13 protein-coding genes are annotated in these 18,325 nt (G+C 65.8%); 5 read left to right on the top strand and 8 right to left on the bottom strand.

From position 1 onward, the window contains the following. Positions 1–192: 192 nt before the first annotated feature. From purL to xerD, 3 genes are all read right to left on the bottom strand, one after another. The gene (gene purL, locus QRM89_RS01355) at positions 193–4,245 is read right to left on the bottom strand and encodes a phosphoribosylformylglycinamidine synthase (RefSeq protein ID WP_285447112.1); all 4,053 of its coding nucleotides are present in this window, start codon (positions 4,243–4,245) and stop codon (positions 193–195) included. A 331-nt stretch (positions 4,246–4,576) separates the two neighbouring features. After that, positions 4,577–5,371: a DsbC family protein gene (locus QRM89_RS01360; RefSeq protein WP_012439251.1), complete on the bottom strand. Its 795-nt coding sequence runs from the start codon at positions 5,369–5,371 to the stop codon at positions 4,577–4,579. A gap of 252 nt (positions 5,372–5,623) precedes the next feature. Then, on the bottom strand, positions 5,624–6,595 hold the full coding sequence (xerD, locus tag QRM89_RS01365) for a site-specific tyrosine recombinase XerD (RefSeq protein WP_011035895.1): 972 nt from the start codon (positions 6,593–6,595) through the stop codon (positions 5,624–5,626). Positions 6,596–6,682: 87 nt separating this feature from the next. Between xerD and QRM89_RS01370 the strand changes: the two genes are divergently transcribed. Then, on the top strand, positions 6,683–7,150 hold the full coding sequence (locus QRM89_RS01370; protein ID WP_285447113.1) for an RDD family protein: 468 nt from the start codon (positions 6,683–6,685) through the stop codon (positions 7,148–7,150). A gap of 111 nt (positions 7,151–7,261) precedes the next feature. On the opposite strand, the gene QRM89_RS01375 is transcribed toward QRM89_RS01370, so the two are convergent. From QRM89_RS01375 to lptF, 3 genes are read right to left on the bottom strand one after another with little or no spacing between them, the layout of a single operon-like run. Then, positions 7,262–7,564, bottom strand: a complete 303-nt coding sequence (locus QRM89_RS01375) for a hypothetical protein (protein WP_115000123.1) — start codon at positions 7,562–7,564, stop codon at positions 7,262–7,264. Then, the gene (gene lptG, locus QRM89_RS01380) at positions 7,564–8,670 is read right to left on the bottom strand and encodes an LPS export ABC transporter permease LptG (protein WP_115003914.1); all 1,107 of its coding nucleotides are present in this window, start codon (positions 8,668–8,670) and stop codon (positions 7,564–7,566) included. The genes QRM89_RS01375 and lptG overlap by 1 nt, the downstream gene beginning before the upstream one ends. Next, a complete protein-coding gene (lptF, locus tag QRM89_RS01385) occupies positions 8,667–9,749 on the bottom strand; it encodes an LPS export ABC transporter permease LptF (protein WP_285447114.1) in 1,083 nt (360 codons plus the stop codon). The genes lptG and lptF overlap by 4 nt, the downstream gene beginning before the upstream one ends. 107 nt (positions 9,750–9,856) lie before the next feature. Between lptF and QRM89_RS01390 the strand changes: the two genes are divergently transcribed. The 4 genes from QRM89_RS01390 (at position 9,857) to QRM89_RS01405 (ending at position 15,167) form a co-directional block, all read left to right on the top strand. Further along, positions 9,857–11,329, top strand: coding sequence for a leucyl aminopeptidase (locus tag QRM89_RS01390; RefSeq protein ID WP_115539614.1), 1,473 nt, complete (start codon positions 9,857–9,859; stop codon positions 11,327–11,329). Further along, entirely contained in the window at positions 11,329–11,691 is a 363-nt protein-coding gene (locus QRM89_RS01395; RefSeq protein ID WP_285447115.1) for a hypothetical protein, read from the top strand. Before QRM89_RS01390 ends, QRM89_RS01395 begins: the two co-directional genes overlap by 1 nt. 7 nt (positions 11,692–11,698) lie before the next feature. Beyond that, entirely contained in the window at positions 11,699–12,124 is a 426-nt protein-coding gene (locus QRM89_RS01400) for a DNA polymerase III subunit chi (protein WP_103702043.1), read from the top strand. A 208-nt stretch (positions 12,125–12,332) separates the two neighbouring features. Then, positions 12,333–15,167 (top strand): valine--tRNA ligase, encoded by a 2,835-nt coding sequence (locus QRM89_RS01405; protein WP_285447116.1) that lies wholly within the window; start codon positions 12,333–12,335, stop codon positions 15,165–15,167. Positions 15,168–15,744: 577 nt separating this feature from the next. On the opposite strand, the gene QRM89_RS01410 is transcribed toward QRM89_RS01405, so the two are convergent. Further along, positions 15,745–16,887, bottom strand: coding sequence for a pectate lyase (locus QRM89_RS01410; RefSeq protein ID WP_103702047.1), 1,143 nt, complete (start codon positions 16,885–16,887; stop codon positions 15,745–15,747). 236 nt (positions 16,888–17,123) lie between these two features. Beyond that, a complete protein-coding gene (locus tag QRM89_RS01415) occupies positions 17,124–18,257 on the bottom strand; it encodes a pectate lyase (RefSeq protein ID WP_011035886.1) in 1,134 nt (377 codons plus the stop codon). Positions 18,258–18,325 lie beyond the last annotated feature (68 nt).

Raw genomic sequence — 18,325 nt, forward strand, 5'->3', positions numbered from 1 at the left:
CTGATTCCGAGCACCGGCCGCGCCCGCCTGGCGGCTGCGCAATCGTTTTGATCGCCGCTCTAAAGCGATGGGCGTCAAGTGCAGCGTTCGTGCAATCCCATTGGCACACACAACAACGGCCGTGTGCAGTGCTGCACACGGCCGTTCGTTGACGCCCTCAACGCGGCATCACCCGATGCCGTGTCACATCACTCAACCACACCACACCCGCGCATTGCGGAACATGCGCAGCCACGGCGAGTCCTCGCCCCAGCCCGCCGGATGCCAGCTCAGATTGACCGAGCGCGGCGTGCGCTCCGGATGCGGCATCAAGATGGTGGCGCGCCCATCGGTGCTGGTCAGGCCGGTAATGCCGTCGGGCGACCCGTTCGGATTGAGCGGGTACTGGCTAGCCACCGCGCCGTCACCGTCGATGAAGCGCAGTGCCACGCGCGCCGCGGCCTGATCCACCGCCGTGTCGAATTCGGCGCGGCCTTCGCCATGCGCCACTGCCACCGGAATACGCGAACCGGCCATGCCCCGCAGCAGGATCGACGGCGACTCCACCACTTCCAGCAGCGCCGTGCGTGCTTCGAACTGCTCGCTGCGGTTGCGCAGGAAGCGCGGCCAGTGCTCGGCACCGGGAATGATGTCCTTGAGCTGGCTCAGCATCTGGCAACCGTTGCACACGCCCAGCGCAAAGGTATCGCTGCGCGCAAAGAACGCGGCGAACGCATCGCGCAGTGCCGCACGCTCCAGGATCGAGGTGGCCCACCCGCGGCCGGCACCCAGCACGTCGCCGTAGCTGAAGCCGCCGCAGGCTGCAAACCCTGCGAACTGCGCCAGATCCACGCGGCCTTCGATCAGGTCGCTCATGTGCACGTCGAACGCACGGAACCCGGCACGCTCGAAGTTGTAGGCCATCTCGATCTGGCCGTTGACGCCCTGCTCGCGCAGGATCGCCACCTTCGGCCGTGCACCGGTCGCCACGAATGGCGCGGCCACATCCTCGGACGGGTCGAATACCAGCTTCGGGCGCAGCCCCGGTGCCTGGAAGTTGCGCGCCACCGCGCGTTCTTCGTCGGCACTATCCGGGTTGTCGCGCAACTTCTGCATGGCGTGCGTCACCGACCACCACGCATCGAACAACGCTTCCCAGCGCCATTCGGCCAACACCCGGCCCTGGCCGCTGACACGCACGCGCGGCGTGCCGGTGGGGCGTGCGATGCGTTGCGCGCATTCGGTCAGTGCATGCCGCTCGACCAGATCGGCAAACGCGGCGCGGTCTTCATTGGCGATCTGCACCACCGCGCCCAATTCTTCGTTGAACAGGCTGCGGAAGGCATCATCGCCCCAGGCATCGAGCGTGATATCCAGGCCCTGGCGCGAGGCAAACGCCATTTCGCACAGCGCGGCAAACGCACCGCCATCGCTACGATCGTGATACGCCAGCAACAACCCACCCTCGCGTGCATCGCGGATCAGTTCAAAGAACTGGCGCAGCCGCTGCGGGTCATCCAGATCCGGTGTTTCACCACCGAAGGCCGGCAACGCACTGTCATCGGCATACACCTGTGCCAGCACCGACCCACCCAGACGCTGCTTGCCGCCACCCAGGCCGATCAACCACAGCTCGCTCTCATCCTCGCGCTGCAGCAACGGAGTGAGCTGCGTACGCACATCGCTGACCGGCGCGAATGCACTGATGATCAACGATACCGGTGAAACGCTTTTCAGCGTTTCACCGGGAATCGGGAGTCGGGAATCGGGAATGGCAGAAGCGGACGGTGCTGGCGTTTCACCATTCCCGATTCCCGATTCTCCATTCCCGACCTGCCACTGCGCCTGCATCGACAGCGAGTCCTTGCCCACCGGGATGCTGAGCTCCAGCGCCGGGCACAGTTCCATGCCAACCGCACGCACCGCGTCGTACAGCAAGGCGTCTTCGCCGGCGTGTCCGGCGGCAGCCATCCAGTTGGCGGAGAGCTTGATGCTGTCCAGCGTCTGCACCGGCGCCGCACACAGGTTGGTGATCGCTTCGCCTACCGCCATGCGCGCCGATGCCGCGGCGTTTAGCAGCGCCAGCGGCGTGCGCTCGCCGATCGACATCGCTTCGCCATCGAAGGTCTCGAACCCGGCCAGCGTGATCGCGCAATCGGCCAACGGCAGCTGCCACGGGCCGATCATCTGCTCACGCGCGGTCAGGCCACCCACGCTGCGATCGCCGATGGTGACCAGAAAGCTCTTGGACGCCACGGTCGGATGCGCCAACACGCGCAACCCGGCCTCCTGCAGATCCAGCGCCCCGGTCTGCAGCACCGGCCACTGCGGCGGCGCCGGACGCACGGCATCGCGGTGCATCTTCGGCGCCTTGCCGAACAGCACGTCCATGGGCAGGTTGATGGGGAGCTGGGATTCGGGAGTCGGGATAGGGGATTGGTTGGAAGCAGGAGCCGCGCCAGCACCCGAGAGCACGCCGTTGCGAATCTCGAATCCCGAATCGCCATTCCCGTTGCCAAAAACGCCATACCCCACCACCAGCCGTTCCTCGGCCGTGGCCACGCCGACGGCGGCGAACGGGCAGCGTTCGCGTGCGCAGATCGCGGCGAATTCGTACAGGCGCGCCTGCGGCACGCCGAGCACGTAGCGTTCCTGCGATTCGTTGCACCACAACTCCAGCGGCGACAGCGACGGGTCGTCGCTCGGCACCCTGGCCAGGTCGATCACCCCGCCCACGCCGGAGTCGTGCAGCAACTCGGGGATCGCGTTGGACAGGCCACCGGCACCTACGTCGTGGAACCAGCGGATCGGGTTATCGGTGCCCAATGCCACGCAGTGGTCGATGACCTCTTGACAGCGGCGCTCCATCTCCGGGTTCTCGCGCTGCACGCTGGCAAAGTCCAGCGCCTCGGCGCTGTCGCCGGCGGCCACCGAACTGGCAGCGCCGCCGCCCAGACCGATCAGCATCGCCGGGCCACCCAGCACGATCACCGCATCGCCCGGTTGCAGGCGCAGCTTTTCGACCTGGTTGCGGTCGATCGCGCCCAGGCCGCCGGCCAGCATGATCGGCTTGTCGTAGGCGCGGGTCAGGCCCTGGCCTTCGGCCAGCTCAAAACTGCGGAAGTAGCCGAGCAGGTTCGGCCGGCCGAACTCGTTGTTGAATGCCGCGCCGCCGAGCGGACCGTCGAGCATGATGTCCAGCGCCGGCGCCATGCGCGGATTCAGCGCGCGCGGCGCTTCCCACGGCTGCGGCAAGGTCGGGATGCGCAGATGCGACACCGAAAACCCGGTCAGGCCGGCCTTGGGCTTGCCACCGCGGCCAGTGGCACCTTCGTCGCGGATCTCGCCGCCGGCACCGGTGGCCGCGCCCGGGAACGGCGCAATCGCGGTGGGATGGTTATGGGTTTCCACCTTGATGGCGAAGGCCGAGGGCACCACCGCTTCGCTGCGGTATTCGCCGGTGGCCGGATCGGGGCGGAACCGCGCCGCCGGCACGCCTTCCACCACCGCCGCGTTGTCGCTATAGGCCGACAAGGTGTGCTGCGGGGTCTGCTGGTGGGTGTGCTTGATCATCCGGAACAGCGAGCGCTCCTGCGGCTTGCCGTCGATGGTCCAGCTGGCGTTGAAGATCTTGTGCCGGCAATGCTCGGAGTTGGCCTGCGCGAACATCATCAGTTCGACGTCGGCCGGGTCGCGGCCGAGCGCGGCAAAGCGCTCGCGCAGGTAGTCGATCTCGTCCTGCGCCAGTGCCAGGCCCAGATCGCCATTGGCCTGTTCCAGCGCATCCAGCGGGATGCGTTCCAGCTGGCCGGGATCGGGCACGTTGAACAGCGCTTCGGCCGCTGCGGCCGAGCCGAGCAACGATTGCGTCATCGGGTCGTGCAACAGATTGGCCACTGCGGCCTGATCGGCCTGACCTTCCGGCCACCCGGCCAGATCGATCCGGGTGCCGCGCTCCACGCGCTGGATCGGCTGCCCGGCTCCGCGCATCAGCTCGGTGGCCTTGCTCGACCACGGCGACAGCGTGCCGAGCCGTGGCACCACATAGCGCGAAGAGGCGGCCTCATCGCGCGGCGCAGGCGCCGGCTCGGCCTGCAGGATGCGCTGCAAGGTGGCCTGGTCGGGCGTGCGCCCGGCATCGGCGCGGATGAAGTACACGTGCCAGGCGCCAGTGAGGCGCAGCGCGGGGACGAGGGTTTGCAGGCGGGTTTCGAGCCGAGCGCGGCGGAACGGCGAAAGGGCGGAAGCGCCCTCGAGGACCATCATGTCCGGGGAACCGTGTCAGAAACGGGGCCGATTATTGTAACGGAGGTTGGCCGACCGGCGCCGATCGGACGCCGTTGCCGCGTTCCGGCCGATTAGGCGGGCTGCGGTGTTTCTGTGGACGGCGTCGCCGCGGCCTGTTTGTGGCCGGCCAGGCGAGCTTGGTCAACCTGGCCTCAGCCCACGCCCTACACAACACGCAGTGGGCAAGTGGACATGCGTGCAGCCCAGACAGCACAAAGGCCGGGACACTCACGCATCCCGGCCTTCGTTGATGTCCCACGGCCAGAGACCGCGGTCGTGCGCTACCGGGCCTGGCCCGGCATGACCGCCCTTAGCGGCTGCCGCCCGCCGTGGTGACTGCGCGCTTTTCCAGCGCTTCGCGCAGCTGTGCCGGCGGCAGGTAGCCACCCAGCTGGGTGCCGTCGGGCGCGAAGATCGCCGGGGTGCCGTTGACGCCCAGGCGCTGGCCCAGGGTGTATTCCATCGACACCGGGTTCTTGCAGTCCTTGGCGTTGACCGGCTGGCCGGACTTGGCCGCGGTGAGCGCCTGCTTGCGGTCGGCTGCGCACCACACCGCGATCATTTCCTTGTGGTCCTGGCTGCCCAGGCCCATGCGCGGGAAGGCCAGATATTCCACCGCGATGCCCTGCTTGTTGAGCTCACCGATCTCGCTGTGCAGCTTGCGGCAGTAGCCGCATTCCACATCGGTGAACACCGTCACGGTGTACTTCGGGTTGGCCGGCGCGAACACGATGCGGTCAGCCTTGGGAACGGTCTGCAGCTGCTTGCGGCGGTAGGCTAGCAGGCCCTCGCTGGCGGCGAACTGCTTGTTCTGGATGTCGAACGGCTGCGCTTGGATCAGGTACCGGCCGTCATCGCTGACGTACAGCACCTGCCCGCCGACGACCACTTCGCGGAAGCCCGGAAACGGGGCCGCGCCGATGTAGTCCGGCTTGAAGTCCGGGTCCAGCGCCTTGAGCGCGGCGCCCACGCGCTGGTCCACATTGCCCGAGGCCGGTGCGGCGGCAGGCTTGGCGGCGGTGTTGCTCGCGGCCGGCTGAGAAGACTGCGCGCAGGCGGTAAGGCTGATCGCGCCGAGCAATGCGGCGATGGCAAGACGATACATTCACGCATCCAGTGCAGTGGGATGGCGCGATTCTCGCACAGCGCGGATGAAGCTTGGCCGCGTTCGCTGGACCGCTTCGTTGCAGGCGCCGTGCATGCGCCTGATGCAATGGCGGGCGGACCGGCGCGCTCAGAGGCGAACTGCAACGCCGCCGGAGCGAGGTGTTAGTGGCCGCAACGGTCGGGAGCATCGGGAAGGCTTAGCTGGCTGCGGCAACGGCTCGCAGCCACCGCACCGCTCGCAATCGCGGCATCACCCGCGCGGATGATGCCGGGCGTGCAAGGTCTGCAGATGCTGGCGCGCCACCAGCGTGTAGATCTGGGTGGTGGAGAGCGAACTGTGCCCCAGCAGCATCTGCAGCGCGCGCAGGTCGGCGCCGTGATTGAGCAGATGGGTGGCAAAACTGTGCCGCAAACCATGCGGGCTGACCGTGTCCGGGTCGATGCCGGCAACCGCTGCATAGCGTTTGACCAGGCCCCAGAACTGCTGGCGGCTCAGCGGCCGGCGCGCGGCATCGATGAACAGCGGAACCTGCCCGTCCACCGCTGGCACCGCCTTGCGCTCGGACAGCGTGGGCCGCGCGGTCTCCAAATAACGTTCCAGCCAGTGCTGGGATTCCTCGCCCAGCGGCACCAGCCGTTCCTTGCTGCCCTTGCCGGTGACCCGCAGCACGCCCTGGCGCAGGTTGATCGCCACGGCCGGCAGCGTGACCAGCTCGCTGACGCGCAGGCCGGCCGCATACATGAGTTCGAGCATGGCGCGATCGCGCAGGCCCAGCGGCGTGCCGATCTCCGGGGCCGCCAGCAGCGCATCGATCTGGCTTTCGGTCAGGGCCTTGGGCAGCGAGCGCGGCAAGCGCGGCGGATCCAGCAGCGCGGTGGGGTCGTCGCTGCGCACGCCATCGCGCAGGCACAGCGCGTAAAAGCCGCGCAGGGTCGAGAGCAGGCGCGCATTGCTGCGCGGCGCGTAGCGCGCCTCGGTGCGCCAGCGCAGATAGTCGAACAGCGCGCTGCGGTCGGCGCCCTGCAGGCCACCGCCGGCGCCATCGCGCCATCGCGCCAGCCCCTCCAGATCGCGCCGATAGCTGTCCAGGGTCTGGCGCGCCACGCCCTGTTCGGCCCACAACCGATCCAGGAAGCGCTGGATGGCCTGATCGTCCTCCGCCCGCAGGGGCGGCAGTTGCTGGGCACGTTGGCGGCGTTCGGCGGGACTGCTGGCAGACATTGCCCAAGCTTAGGGCCTGCCGCGGCGCTGACGGTAGCCCCGCATCGCCCGCTTGCCCGATCGCCCGCGCCGGCTATGCTCGCGGGCATGACCTCGATCCCTGCCCCGCTGACCGCACGCGCACCTGTCCTGCTGGGCTGGCGACTGCTGGCGCTGTGCTACGACGCCTGGCCGGTGCTGGCGCTATGGATGCTGCTTTCGGCTGGCTTCACGCTGGGATTCACCCTGGCCGGGCATCCGGCGCGCGAAAACATCGCCCCTTTCAGCGGCTGGCAGTGGCTGTTGTGGCTGTGCTGCTGGATTGCGGCGGGTGTGTACGCCACGGTGAGTTGGCGCCGTGGGGGTCAGACACTGGGCATGCGCCCGTGGCGACTGTCATTGACCGGTCCGCAAGCCTCCTGGCGCGCGCTGTGGATCCGCTATGCCGTCGGCACGCTGTCGCTGGCTCTGGGCGGCGCGGGATTCTGGTGGGCATGGCTGGATCGCGACCGGCTGACCTGGCATGACCGCGCGAGTGGCACAAGGCTGCAGCGGCTGGCCAAGCCGTCGCGCTGAGGGTGACGCACCGGCACATTGACCACTAACGCCGCACCGCTGCGCAACAGTGCAGCGACGCAGCATCCAGCTGGCCTCTCCCCTGCGCAGTGATGGCAGCTCGGGCAGTCTTTAGAAATCTGGCGACGGCCGTTCAATCAACGCCTGCAGCCCATGCCCTAGCAAATACAGCAGCCCAAATGTCAGGGGAACAAACAGCAGATAGGCCGATACCCAGGACAATGAGCCTAGCCAGGCATCGGCGCCGAGCGCATGCAGTGCCGACTGCTGCATCCCGATCGGCAACTGCAGCATGACAAAGCGCCCTTTATAGTCATTTCCGGCTTCGTTCGCTCCCCACAGGCATAGCCCGATAAAAAACGCGTACGGCACACACAGCGCCAAGCCGAAAACACTCAGCCGGCGCCGGCGCATCAGCTACTGCGCCGCCGGAACAACCACGCCGAGACTCCCAGCATCACCATGGGCGGCAAGGCATAGGCAATGCGGTAGTCGAGCTTGAGCGCGCCGGCCATGCGTCCGAAAAACAGCTGCAGCAGCCAAAAGCCCAGCGCGAACAGGATGCCCAGGAACAGGCGCTTGCCCAGGCCGCCGCTGCGCAACGAACCGAACGAGAACGGGATCGCAGCCAGACATAGCGCCAGCACGTTGAGCGGGTAGAACCAGCGGCTCCAGTACTGATCTTCGTAATCGCTGGCATCCAGGCCGTTGCGACGGCGGTACTCGATGCTCTGCCCCAGATCATGCACCGACAGGTTGCGCGGCTTGGCCAGGCCGGCCGCCAGCGCCTTGGGATTGAGCTGCGACTGCCACGGCAATTCGGGGAAGGTTTCGCGCTGCACGGAACGTTCCTGGAAGGTATCGCGGCGCACCTGACGCAGCGTCCAGCGGCCATCACGGTGCTCGGCGACCGCGGCGTAGGTCAGTTGCTGCAGCCGGCCGGAGGTATCCAGGTGGTAGAGCCGTACATCGTGCAGCGCCAACGCGGTGCCGCCGCCATCCAGCAATTGTTCTTCGCCGCTTTGCGCATTGAGGAAGGTGTCGCCCTCGCGTGCCCACAGCCCCGAATAACGCGCCGAGGCCATATTGCTTTCGTACTTGGCGCTGGTCTTGAGCGTATCGGCCTGGCCCTGTGCCCACGGGCCCAAGGTCTCGCCACTGATCACCATGGTCGCGGTGAGCAAGGCCATCGCCACCACCACCGAGGCCGACATGCGCTTGCGCGACACGCCCAGCGCCCGCAACGCGGTCAGCTCGGAGGTCGCCGCCAGCTGGCCCAAGCCCATCAGCGCGCCGATCACCGCTGCGGTTGGGAACAAGGTGTAGGCCCGGCGCGGCACCGTGTAGGCGACGAAGGCGATGGCATGGCCAAAGCTGTAACTACCCTGGCCAATGCTCTTTGCCTCGCTGGCAAAGGCGTTCACTACGTCCAGGCCCAGCAGCACGGCCCAGGTCAGCAGCACCGTGAACAGCACGGCGCGCCCCACATACCAGTCATGGACCCGCGGCATCAGCTTCATGCGCGCGCCCTCGGCCGCGACAACCGGCCATCGCGGGCGTAGGCCCAGATCGATACCGCCAGCAGCGGCAGCGTAAGCCACCACAGCCCAACCGCGCCCGGCACCTTGCCGTTGGCGATCCACTGGGTGCCGACGATCATCAGGTTGGTGCCGACCAGGTAGGCCAGGAACGCCAACATGATGCGGCCGTAGCGCTGCTGCCGCGGCGCACTGCGCGACAGCGGCAGGGTCAGCAGCGCGAAGGCCAGCGCCAGCAGCGGCGGGGCAAGGCGCCGGTGCAATTCGGCACGCGCGATCGGCCGCGTATCCCCGATGAGCTTGAACGTGGACATCACTTCCGGGTCGTTGGCGTCGTGCGCCTTGGTGCGGTCCGGCAGAGCCACATCGTTGCTGGCGAAGGTCATCAAGCGGTAGTCCAGGCCTTGCGCACCGGCCGGCCCTTCGATGCGATGGCCATCTTCCAGGCGCAGGTAGCGGTCGGTCTTGCCCTCGAAGAACATGGCGCCGCGCTCGGCGGTGACCACGTCGATGCGGTCATCCTTCTGGCGCTGCATGAACACCTTGCCCAGGCCCTTGCCGTCGGGGGAGATGGTGGTCAGGTAGACCACGCCGCCGCCGGACAACGGAGTGAACTTGCCCGATTCCAGGCCGGCCATCACCACGCTGCGGTTGGCATCTTCCAGCATCAGCTCGGCGGTGCGGCTGGCCCAGGGGCCCAGCCACAACGAGCAGGCGCCGATCACCACCACCACCGGCACCACCAGCCACAGGATCGGGCGCAGCATGCGCCGCGGGCCGATGCCAATCGCCGTGATGACCGCCATTTCTGAATCGCGGTACAGCCGCGCCAGCGCCAGCAGCAGGCCCAGCATCAGCGCCAGCGGCAGGATGATCGGCAGGTAGGCAACGAATTGCAGACCCACCTGGGACAGCAGCAACCGCGCGGGGATACGGCCATCGGCAATATTGCCGAGGATATCCACTAGCACCCCGCCCACGCTCACGACCAGCAGCACGATGAGGGTTGCCAGGAAGCTCTGGGTGAAATCGCTAAGCAGATATCGATCGAGCTTCGGCATAGGGTGGGCTTGTTTTAAACTCTCGGATTCGTTCGCGGCGCCGCCAGCCTAGTCAGGTTGGCGTAAACAGCCCGCGATTGTACGGATTTGCCTACGGAATCTGATCAATGGCCCTGCAATTCACCCTGAACCAAGACGCGCCGGCAAGCGCCCACGTCGACTGCATCGTGGTTGGCGCGTTCGCCGACAAGACCCTCTCGCCCGCTGCCCAGGCGCTGGACAGCGCCAGCCAGGGCCGCCTGACGGCGCTGGTGGCACGGGGCGATGTGGCCACCAAGACCGGCACCACCACCCTGGTGCATGACCTGCCCGGCGTGCAGGCCCCGCGCGTGCTGGTGGTGGGCCTGGGCGATACCGCCAAGTTCGGCGTGGCGCCCTACCTCAAGGCGATCGGCGATGCGGCCCGCGCACTGAAGACCGGCCCGATCGGCAGCGCCCTGCTCACCCTGACCGAACTGCCCGTCAAGGCACGCGACGCAGCCTGGAACATCCGCCAGGCCGTGGTTGTCAGCGACCATGCCGCCTACCGCTACACCGCCACGCTGGGCAAGAAGAAGGTCGACGACACCGGCCTGACTACCCTGGCGATCGCCGGCGACGACGCCCGCGCCCTGGCCGTGGGCATTGCCACCGCCGAAGGCGTGGAGTTCGCCCGCGAGCTGGGCAACCTGCCGCCGAACTACTGCACCCCGGCCTACCTGGCCGACACGGCGGCCGCCTTCGCCGGCAAGTTCCCGGGCGCCGAGGCCGAGATCCTGGACGAGCAGCAGATGGAAGCGCTGGGCATGGGCTCGCTGCTGTCGGTGGCGCGTGGCTCGGCCAACCGCCCGCGCCTGATCGTGCTGAAGTGGAACGGCGGCGGCGAGGCGCGCCCGTACGTGCTGGTCGGCAAGGGCATCACCTTCGATACCGGTGGCGTCAACCTGAAGACCCAGGGCGGCATCGAGGAAATGAAGTACGACATGTGCGGTGGCGCCAACGTCATCGGCACCTTCGTGGCCACGGTCAAGGCCGAGCTGCCGATCAACCTGGTGGTGGTGGTGCCGGCGGTGGAAAACGCCATCGACGGCAATGCCTATCGTCCCTCGGACGTAATCACCAGCATGTCCGGCAAGACCATCGAGGTCGGCAACACCGACGCCGAAGGCCGCCTGATCCTGTGCGATGCACTGACCTACGCCGAGCGCTTCAACCCGGAAGCGCTGGTGGACGTGGCCACGCTGACCGGCGCCTGCATGGTGGCCCTGGGCCACCAGACCGCCGGCTTGATGAGCAAGCACGACGATCTGGCCAATGAACTGCTGGCCGCCGGCGAGCACGTGTTCGACCGCGCTTGGCGCCTGCCGCTGTGGGACGAATACCAGGGCCTGCTGGATTCCACCTTCGCCGACGTCTACAACATCGGCGGCCGCTGGGGTGGCGCGATCACCGCCGGCTGCTTCCTGTCGCGCTTCACCGAAAACCAGCGCTGGGCGCATCTGGACATCGCCGGCGTGGCCAGCGACGAAGGCAAGCGCGGCATGGCCACCGGCCGCCCGGTCGGCCTGCTGACCCAGTGGTTGCTGGACCGCACGGCCTGATGTCGCCGGGCGCTGCACTGGCCCTGCTCGCCGGGTTCGCCCTGGCGGACGGAGCCACCAGCGCGCTCCCCGGCTGGACCGGCCCCGGCAGCGACCTGGTGCGGTTCGCGCTGCTGCTGGCGTTGATCTTCGTGTGGCTGGCGGCCGACAGCCGCCGGCAGGGCTTCCGCCGCCCGATGTGGCTCAACATCGGGATGGTGCTGGCCTGGCTGATCTGTATCCCCATCTACCTGTATCGCTCGCGGCCTGCGGGCCGACGCCTGCGCGCCACCGGCGGGTTCCTGCTGGCGATACTGGCGTCCGGCCTGCTGTTCACACTCGGCAGCATCATTGCCGAATCCGTTTCCCCTTCCGTTTCGTGACCTGACCATGCCCCGTGCCGACTTTTATCTGATCGCCAAGCCGCGCTTCCTCAACGAACCGCTGCGGCTGGTCTGCGAGCTGGCGCGCAAGGCCTACGACGCCAACCTGTCGACGCTGATCCTGGCACGCGACGCTGACCAGGCCGAGGCGCTGGACGACCTGTTGTGGTCCTTCGACGACGAGGCCTACATCCCGCACCAGATCGGCGGCACCGACGAAGAAGACGAGCTGGCACCGGTCCTGATCGCCGCACCGGACTTCGACGCCCCCTCCCGCCCGCTGGTGATCAACCTGCGCGACGACCCGTACCTGGGCGCCTGCGACCGCGTGCTGGAAGTGGTCCCCGCCGACCCCGCCGCCCGCGAACCACTGCGCGACCGCTGGAAGCAGTACAAGGCGCTGGGGCTGGAGCTCACGAAATACGACATGTGAGAGGGGCGGAGATTGGGGAGTTGGGATTGGGGATTTGCAGGAGCGGTTTTGCGCGCATCCACAAGTCCTTACCAACGACGCATCCCAACAGCCAATCTCCGTTCCACAGCGCCACCGCTGAGGTTGATGCAATGGCTTGCCAGCGATCTCTACCGGCCCCATGACTCAACAAATCCCGAATCCCGAATCAACGAATCCCAGCCCCCCTATGACCACCCTCGCCTCCAGCTACGACCCCTCCTCGTTCGAATCGCGCCTGTACGCACAGTGGGAGTCGGCCGGGCATTTCAAGCCGTCCGGCAGCGGCGAGCCTTACACCGTGTTGCTGCCGCCGCCGAACGTGACCGGCACGCTGCACATGGGGCATGCGTTCCAGCAGACCTTGATGGATGCGCTGGTGCGTTACCACCGCATGCGCGGCTACGACACCTTGTGGCAAGTGGGCACCGACCATGCCGGCATCGCCACGGAAATGGTGGTCTCGCGCAACCTCGCGCTGGAAGGCAAGGGCGAAACGCGCGACACGCTGGGGCGTGATGGCTTCATCGCCAAGGTGTGGGAATGGAAGGCGCAATCAGGCGACACCATCGAGCGCCAGATGCGCCGGCTGGGCACCTCCAGCGATTGGTCGCGCAGCACCTTCACCATGGATCCGCAGCCCTCGGCCGCAGTCACCGAGGCGTTTGTGCGCTGGTACGAACAGGGCCTGATCTACCGTGGCCAGCGCCTGGTCAACTGGGACCCGGTACTGAAGACCGCCATCTCCGATCTGGAAGTGGAAAACGTCGAAGAAGACGGCTTTTTGTGGTCGATCCGCTACCCGCTCGCCGACGGTGTGACTTACGAGCATGTCGAGCATGATGCCGATGGCGTCGAGACCCTGCGCGAAACCCGCGATTACCTGGTGGTGGCCACCACGCGCCCGGAAACCATGCTCGGCGATACCGCGGTGATGGTGCATCCGGACGATGCGCGCTACGCCACGCTGCATGCCGCACAGATCGTGCTGCCGCTGACCGGCCGTCTGGTGCCAGTGATCACCGACGACTATGTCGACCGCGCGTTCGGCACCGGCGTGGTCAAGGTCACGCCGGCGCATGACTTCAACGATTACCAGGTGGGCGTGCGGCATGACTTGCCGCTGATCAACCTGTTCACCGTCACCGCCGCCATCAACGACAACGCACCGGAGCGCTACCGCGGTCTGGATCGTTACGACGCGCGCAAGCTGGTGCTGTCCGAGCTGGAAGACCTCGGGCTGTTGGTGGAAACCAAACCTCACAAGCTACAGGTGCCGCGCGGCGACCGTACTGGCCAGGTGATCGAGCCGTATCTCACCGACCAGTGGTTCGTGAAGATGGACGCGCTGGCCAAGCGCGGCCTGGAGCTGGTCGAAAGTGGCCAGGTCAAGTTCGTGCCGCCGAACTGGATCAACACCTATCGCCACTGGATGGAAAACATCCAGGATTGGTGCATCAGCCGTCAGCTGTGGTGGGGCCACCGCATTCCGGCGTGGTTCGACGAGGCGGGCAAGTGCTATGTCGGCCACGACGAAGCGCAGGTGCGCGCCACGCATGGTCTGGGTGCAGAGGTTGCCTTGCATCAGGACAGCGACGTGCTGGAAACCTGGTTCTCCTCGCAGCTGTGGCCGTTCTCCACATTGGGCTGGCCGGATGCGCAGGCGATGGATGAGCGCGGTTTCGCGCGCTACTTGCCGTCGTCGGTGCTGGTCACCGGGTTCGACATCATCTTCTTCTGGGTGGCGCGCATGATCATGGCCACCGACAGCTTCACCGGCCAGGTGCCGTTCCGTGACGTCTACATCACCGGCCTGATTCGCGATGCGCAGGGCCAGAAGATGTCCAAGTCCAAGGGCAACGTGCTCGATCCGCTCGACATCATCGACGGCATCAGCATCGAAGACCTGGTAGCCAAGCGCACCACCGGGCTGATGAAGCCCAAGGATGCGCCCAAGATCGAAAAAGCCACACGCAAGGAATTCCCGGACGGCATCATCGCCCACGGCGCGGACGCGCTGCGCTTCACCATCGCCGCACTCGCCACGCATGGCCGCGACATCAAGTTCGATCTGGGCCGTGCCGAGGGTTACAAGAATTTCTGCAACAAGCTGTGGAATGCCACACGCTTCGTACTGATGAACACCGAGGGCGCGCAGTTCAGCGGCGTGCCGCAGCCGCAGACCGAAACCGAACGGTGGATCCTGGCGCGTCTGGACGCGGTGGCCGCCGAAGCACAGGCGCATTACGCCAATTACCGGTTCGACCTGCTCGCGCAAACGCTGTACGAATTCGCTTGGAATGCGTTCTGCGATTGGTTTGTCGAACTCGCCAAGCCTGCGCTCAACGGCGCGGTGCAGGACGCCGCCGACAGCACCCGCCACACGCTGCTCTACGTGCTGGAAGCACTGTTGCGGCTGCTGCATCCGCTCACCCCGTTCGTGACCGAAGAACTGTGGCAGCAGGTGGCGCCGCGCCTGGGCATCACCGGTGACACGATCTCGCTGCAAGCCTTTCCGCAGCGCGGCGATGTCGACACCAGCGGTTACGCCGGTGCAGAAGCCGATATCGAATGGCTCAAGGCGATGGTCTCGGCACTGCGCCGCGTGCGCAGCGAATTGAACGTGCCGCCATCCAAACAGGTGCGCCTGTGGCTGCAGGCCGGCAGCAGCGACGACCGTGCGCGCGTGGCACGTTTCGCCTCGCAGCTGGCGTTCCTGCTGAAGCTGGAAGCGATCGACTGGCTGGCCGCCGGCCAGGAGGCTCCGCCGGCCGCCGCTGCCATTGTTGGCGAGCTCACCTTGCTGGTGCCGCTGGAAGGCCTGGTCGACATGGATGCCGAACGCACCCGCCTGGACAAGGAGATCAAGCGCGTGGAGAGCGAGATCGGCAAGTGCAACGGCAAGCTCGGCAACGCCACCTTCGTGCAGAACGCACCAGCGGCGGTGGTCGAGCAGGAACGCGCACGCTTGAACGACTGGACCACCCAGCTGACCGGTCTGCGTGAGCAGCGCGCCAAGCTCTAAAGCACGACGCCTGCGCCACATGGCGCAGGCGTTTGATGCATGCACTGTCCGCAGCCATTCGGCTGCGGCACTTACCGGTTAAGAGCAGCAATCAAAAGGACTACGCAACCGCCGGGCGGGCGCGACGTTTTGTTAGCCGCTCTAAGGTCCTCCGGCGTCCCTATACGCCAGCACCGCCGCAGCCACGGCCGCGCTCGGCAACCGGCTATACGCATCACGCGGCTTCCAACCGATCGCGGTAGTGAGCATGCACACCATCGGCGCGCCGTTGATCTGCTACACGCCATCGAGATGGGTGCGGCCACCGATGCCCTGCACTCCATCCTTGCAATCACGGGTCCCGCCGATCCGGAACACGTGGCGCTCCGACAACAGCGCCAACTGAATCGCCTGGCGTGCGCGTCTTCAAAACGAGAATCCGGATCGGCCTTGTCACCCACGCTGCGCGGCCTGCCACGCAGGCCATCAGCACAGCACATAGGCCATTGCACACAACGCACAACGCCTGCATCGCTGCAGGCGCTGTGTGCTGCGTCCGCACCGCTGCATGACACAGCGGTGCAGGATGTGCTCGGCGTTACAGCTTGCCGGCGCCAGCCTTAGCCTTGACGTCCGCTGCCACCTTGTTGGCCGGCAGGATGTTGTAGGTATACGGCGGCTTCCAGCCGATGTTGCTGTTCCAGCTGCAGGTCAGTGCCTTGCCGTTGATCAACGAGCCCTGGTCGCGGTACACGCTGCCCTTGTAGTCGCCAGCAATCTTGGTGCAGCTGCTCACGCCGCTGATGTCGAAGGCATTGTTCTCGGAGAAGATCTTCGATTCCTTGCCCACGCCATGCGCATGCGAGAACGGGTACACCTTATTGCTGGTGCTGCCGACGTGGTAGTTGTTGTACAGATGCACCTGGCCGAAGCGTACGCGCGGCGCACGTGCGGCGATGTCCTGGAACAAGGTGTTGTGGATAGTGACCTTGAGCTTGCCGGAGTCGGTGCTCGATGCGCTGTCGCTGGAGCCGATCAGGCTGTTCTTCTCGTGCGACTTGAACACCGAATACGAAATGGTCACGTAGTTGGCGCCCTTCTTGACGTCCATCGCACCATCGTGATGCTGCTTGGGGCGGCCGTTGGCGGTGCCGTTCTGGTCATCGGTGCGGCGGCCGTCAGTGAAGGTCACATGGTCCACCCACACGTTGCTGGCGCCTTCCACGGTCAACCCGTCGTATTCGGAATTCCAGTTGCCTGCATCGCCGTCGTCGGCATCCCACACCGGCTCCGGATCCCACGGATTCTCGATGGTGAGATTGCGCACGATGACGTCGTTGGCCTTGACGTAGAAAAAGCCTTCGCGGATTTCGGCATTGGTGCCGACGCCGATCAGGCTGGTCTTGGTCGGCACATCCAGGCGACCACGGCTCTTCATGTCCGAGGTCTTGGTGTAGGCCTTGCCTTCACTGATGTCGATGACACCCTTGATCTTGATGATGCGGCCGTTGCTGCCGGCCTTGGCCTTCAAGGCCGCCTTGAGCTGGGCCGCGTTGGTGACGGTGTAAATGTCTGCCGCCGCCGCTTTGGAGCCGCCTTTGGTGCCGCCGTTCTGGGTGGCCCAGCCGGTGGTGGCCACTTCCAGTGCAGGGTCTGCCGCATACGCGGTGCCCGACAACAACGCAGCGCCCAGAACGACGCCCACAACCGTACGACCCACAACTGTCGATGCATTCGACATGGTGTTGAATTCTCTTGAATGAGTGATGCAATGACACGTCGCATGCGCGACGCGCTCCCCGTGACAGCACTGCATCCGCCCAGGCCGAATCGGCCAGTCCCCTAGCGGACCCGACCGATGCTATCTTTTATGTAAATTATTTAAAAGTATATTTTCGATATGCTGCACGTGCACCCTCGGCATAGCTGCAACACATCACAGCAGTGCCCGTTGCCGGGCACTGCACGTGGTAACGCTTACAGCTTTCCGGCACCTGCTTTTGCCTTGACGTCGGCGGCGACCTTGTCGGCCGACAGCAGGTTGTAGGTGTACGGCGGCGTCCAACCGATGTTGGTATTCCACGAGCAAGAAAGCGCCTTGCCGTTGAGCAACGAGCCCTGATCGCGGTACACGCTGCCGCCGTAGTCGGCAGCGATCTTGTCGCAGCTGCTCACGCCGCTGATTTCGAATGCGTTGCGCTCGGAAAAGATCTTCGATTCCTTGCCGACACCATGCGCATGCGAGAACGGATACACCTTATTACTGGTGCTGCCGACGTGGTAGTTGTTGTACAGGTGCACCTGACCGAAGCGCACACGCGGCGCACGCGCAGCGATGTCCTGGAACATGGTGTTGTGGATGGTGACCTTGAGCTTGCCGCTGTCGGTGCTGGAGGCGCTATCGCTGGAGCCGATCAAATCGTTCTTCTCGTGCAGCTTGAACACCGAGTACGAAATGGTCACGTAGTTGGCGCCTTTCTTGACGTCCATTGCGCCGTCGTGATGTTGCTTCGGGCGGCCGTTGGCGGTGCCGTTCTGGTCATCGGTACGGCGGCCATCGGTGAAGGTCACATGGTCCACCCACACGTTGCTGGCGCCTTCCACGGTCAACCCGTCGTACTCGGAGTTCCAGTTGCCCGCGCTGCCATCGTCCGGATCCCAGACCGGCTGCGGATCCCACGGATTTTCGATGGTGATGTTGCGGATGATGACGTCGTTCGCCTTGACGTACATGTAGCCTTCGCGGATTTCCGCGTTGCTGGTGATGCCGATCAAGGTGGTCTTGGTGGGGATGTCCAGACGCGCGCGGCTCTTCATGTCGGCCGTGGTGCTGTAGGCCTTGCCTTCGCTGACGTCGATCACGCCGCTGATCTTGATGATGCGTCCGTTGCTGCCAACACTGGCTTTCAACGCAGCTTTCAGCTCGGCAGCATTCTTGACCGTATAGATATTGGCGGCCGCGGCTTTGGAGCCGCCCTTGGTGCCACCGTTCTGCGTGGCCCAGCCTGTCGTGGCAACTTCCAGTGCAGGATCGGCGCTGGCAACGCCAATCACCAGCAACGACCCGACAAACAGCGACGCGGCGGCCGCCGTTGAAAATTTCGGCTTCATCTTGATGTCTCCCTCGGATAAGTTCGACGCACCGCGCAGCGGCACATCGCTCGACTAGAGCGCGCGGA

It is taken from the genome of Xanthomonas sp. LMC-A-07 (genome assembly GCF_030208825.1).
GTDB classification, from domain to species: domain Bacteria; phylum Pseudomonadota; class Gammaproteobacteria; order Xanthomonadales; family Xanthomonadaceae; genus Xanthomonas; species Xanthomonas campestris.

What these genes read in the sequence shown, in the direction of transcription:
- QRM89_RS01370 (WP_285447113.1), top strand. Translation starts at nt 6,683, where the DNA reads ATGACCTCGATCCCTGCCCCGCTGACCGCACGCGCACCTGTCCTGCTG.
- QRM89_RS01405 (WP_285447116.1), top strand. Translation starts at nt 12,333, where the DNA reads ATGACCACCCTCGCCTCCAGCTACGACCCCTCCTCGTTCGAATCGCGC.
- QRM89_RS01375 (WP_115000123.1), bottom strand. Translation starts at nt 7,564, where the DNA reads ATGCGCCGGCGCCGGCTGAGTGTTTTCGGCTTGGCGCTGTGTGTGCCG.
- QRM89_RS01395 (WP_285447115.1), top strand. Translation starts at nt 11,329, where the DNA reads ATGTCGCCGGGCGCTGCACTGGCCCTGCTCGCCGGGTTCGCCCTGGCG.
- QRM89_RS01400 (WP_103702043.1), top strand. Translation starts at nt 11,699, where the DNA reads ATGCCCCGTGCCGACTTTTATCTGATCGCCAAGCCGCGCTTCCTCAAC.
- QRM89_RS01360 (WP_012439251.1), bottom strand. Translation starts at nt 5,371, where the DNA reads ATGTATCGTCTTGCCATCGCCGCATTGCTCGGCGCGATCAGCCTTACC.
- xerD (WP_011035895.1), bottom strand. Translation starts at nt 6,595, where the DNA reads ATGTCTGCCAGCAGTCCCGCCGAACGCCGCCAACGTGCCCAGCAACTG.
- QRM89_RS01415 (WP_011035886.1), bottom strand. Translation starts at nt 18,257, where the DNA reads ATGAAGCCGAAATTTTCAACGGCGGCCGCCGCGTCGCTGTTTGTCGGG.
- lptF (WP_285447114.1), bottom strand. Translation starts at nt 9,749, where the DNA reads ATGCCGAAGCTCGATCGATATCTGCTTAGCGATTTCACCCAGAGCTTC.
- QRM89_RS01410 (WP_103702047.1), bottom strand. Translation starts at nt 16,887, where the DNA reads ATGTCGAATGCATCGACAGTTGTGGGTCGTACGGTTGTGGGCGTCGTT.
- lptG (WP_115003914.1), bottom strand. Translation starts at nt 8,670, where the DNA reads ATGAAGCTGATGCCGCGGGTCCATGACTGGTATGTGGGGCGCGCCGTG.
- QRM89_RS01390 (WP_115539614.1), top strand. Translation starts at nt 9,857, where the DNA reads ATGGCCCTGCAATTCACCCTGAACCAAGACGCGCCGGCAAGCGCCCAC.
- purL (WP_285447112.1), bottom strand. Translation starts at nt 4,245, where the DNA reads ATGATGGTCCTCGAGGGCGCTTCCGCCCTTTCGCCGTTCCGCCGCGCT.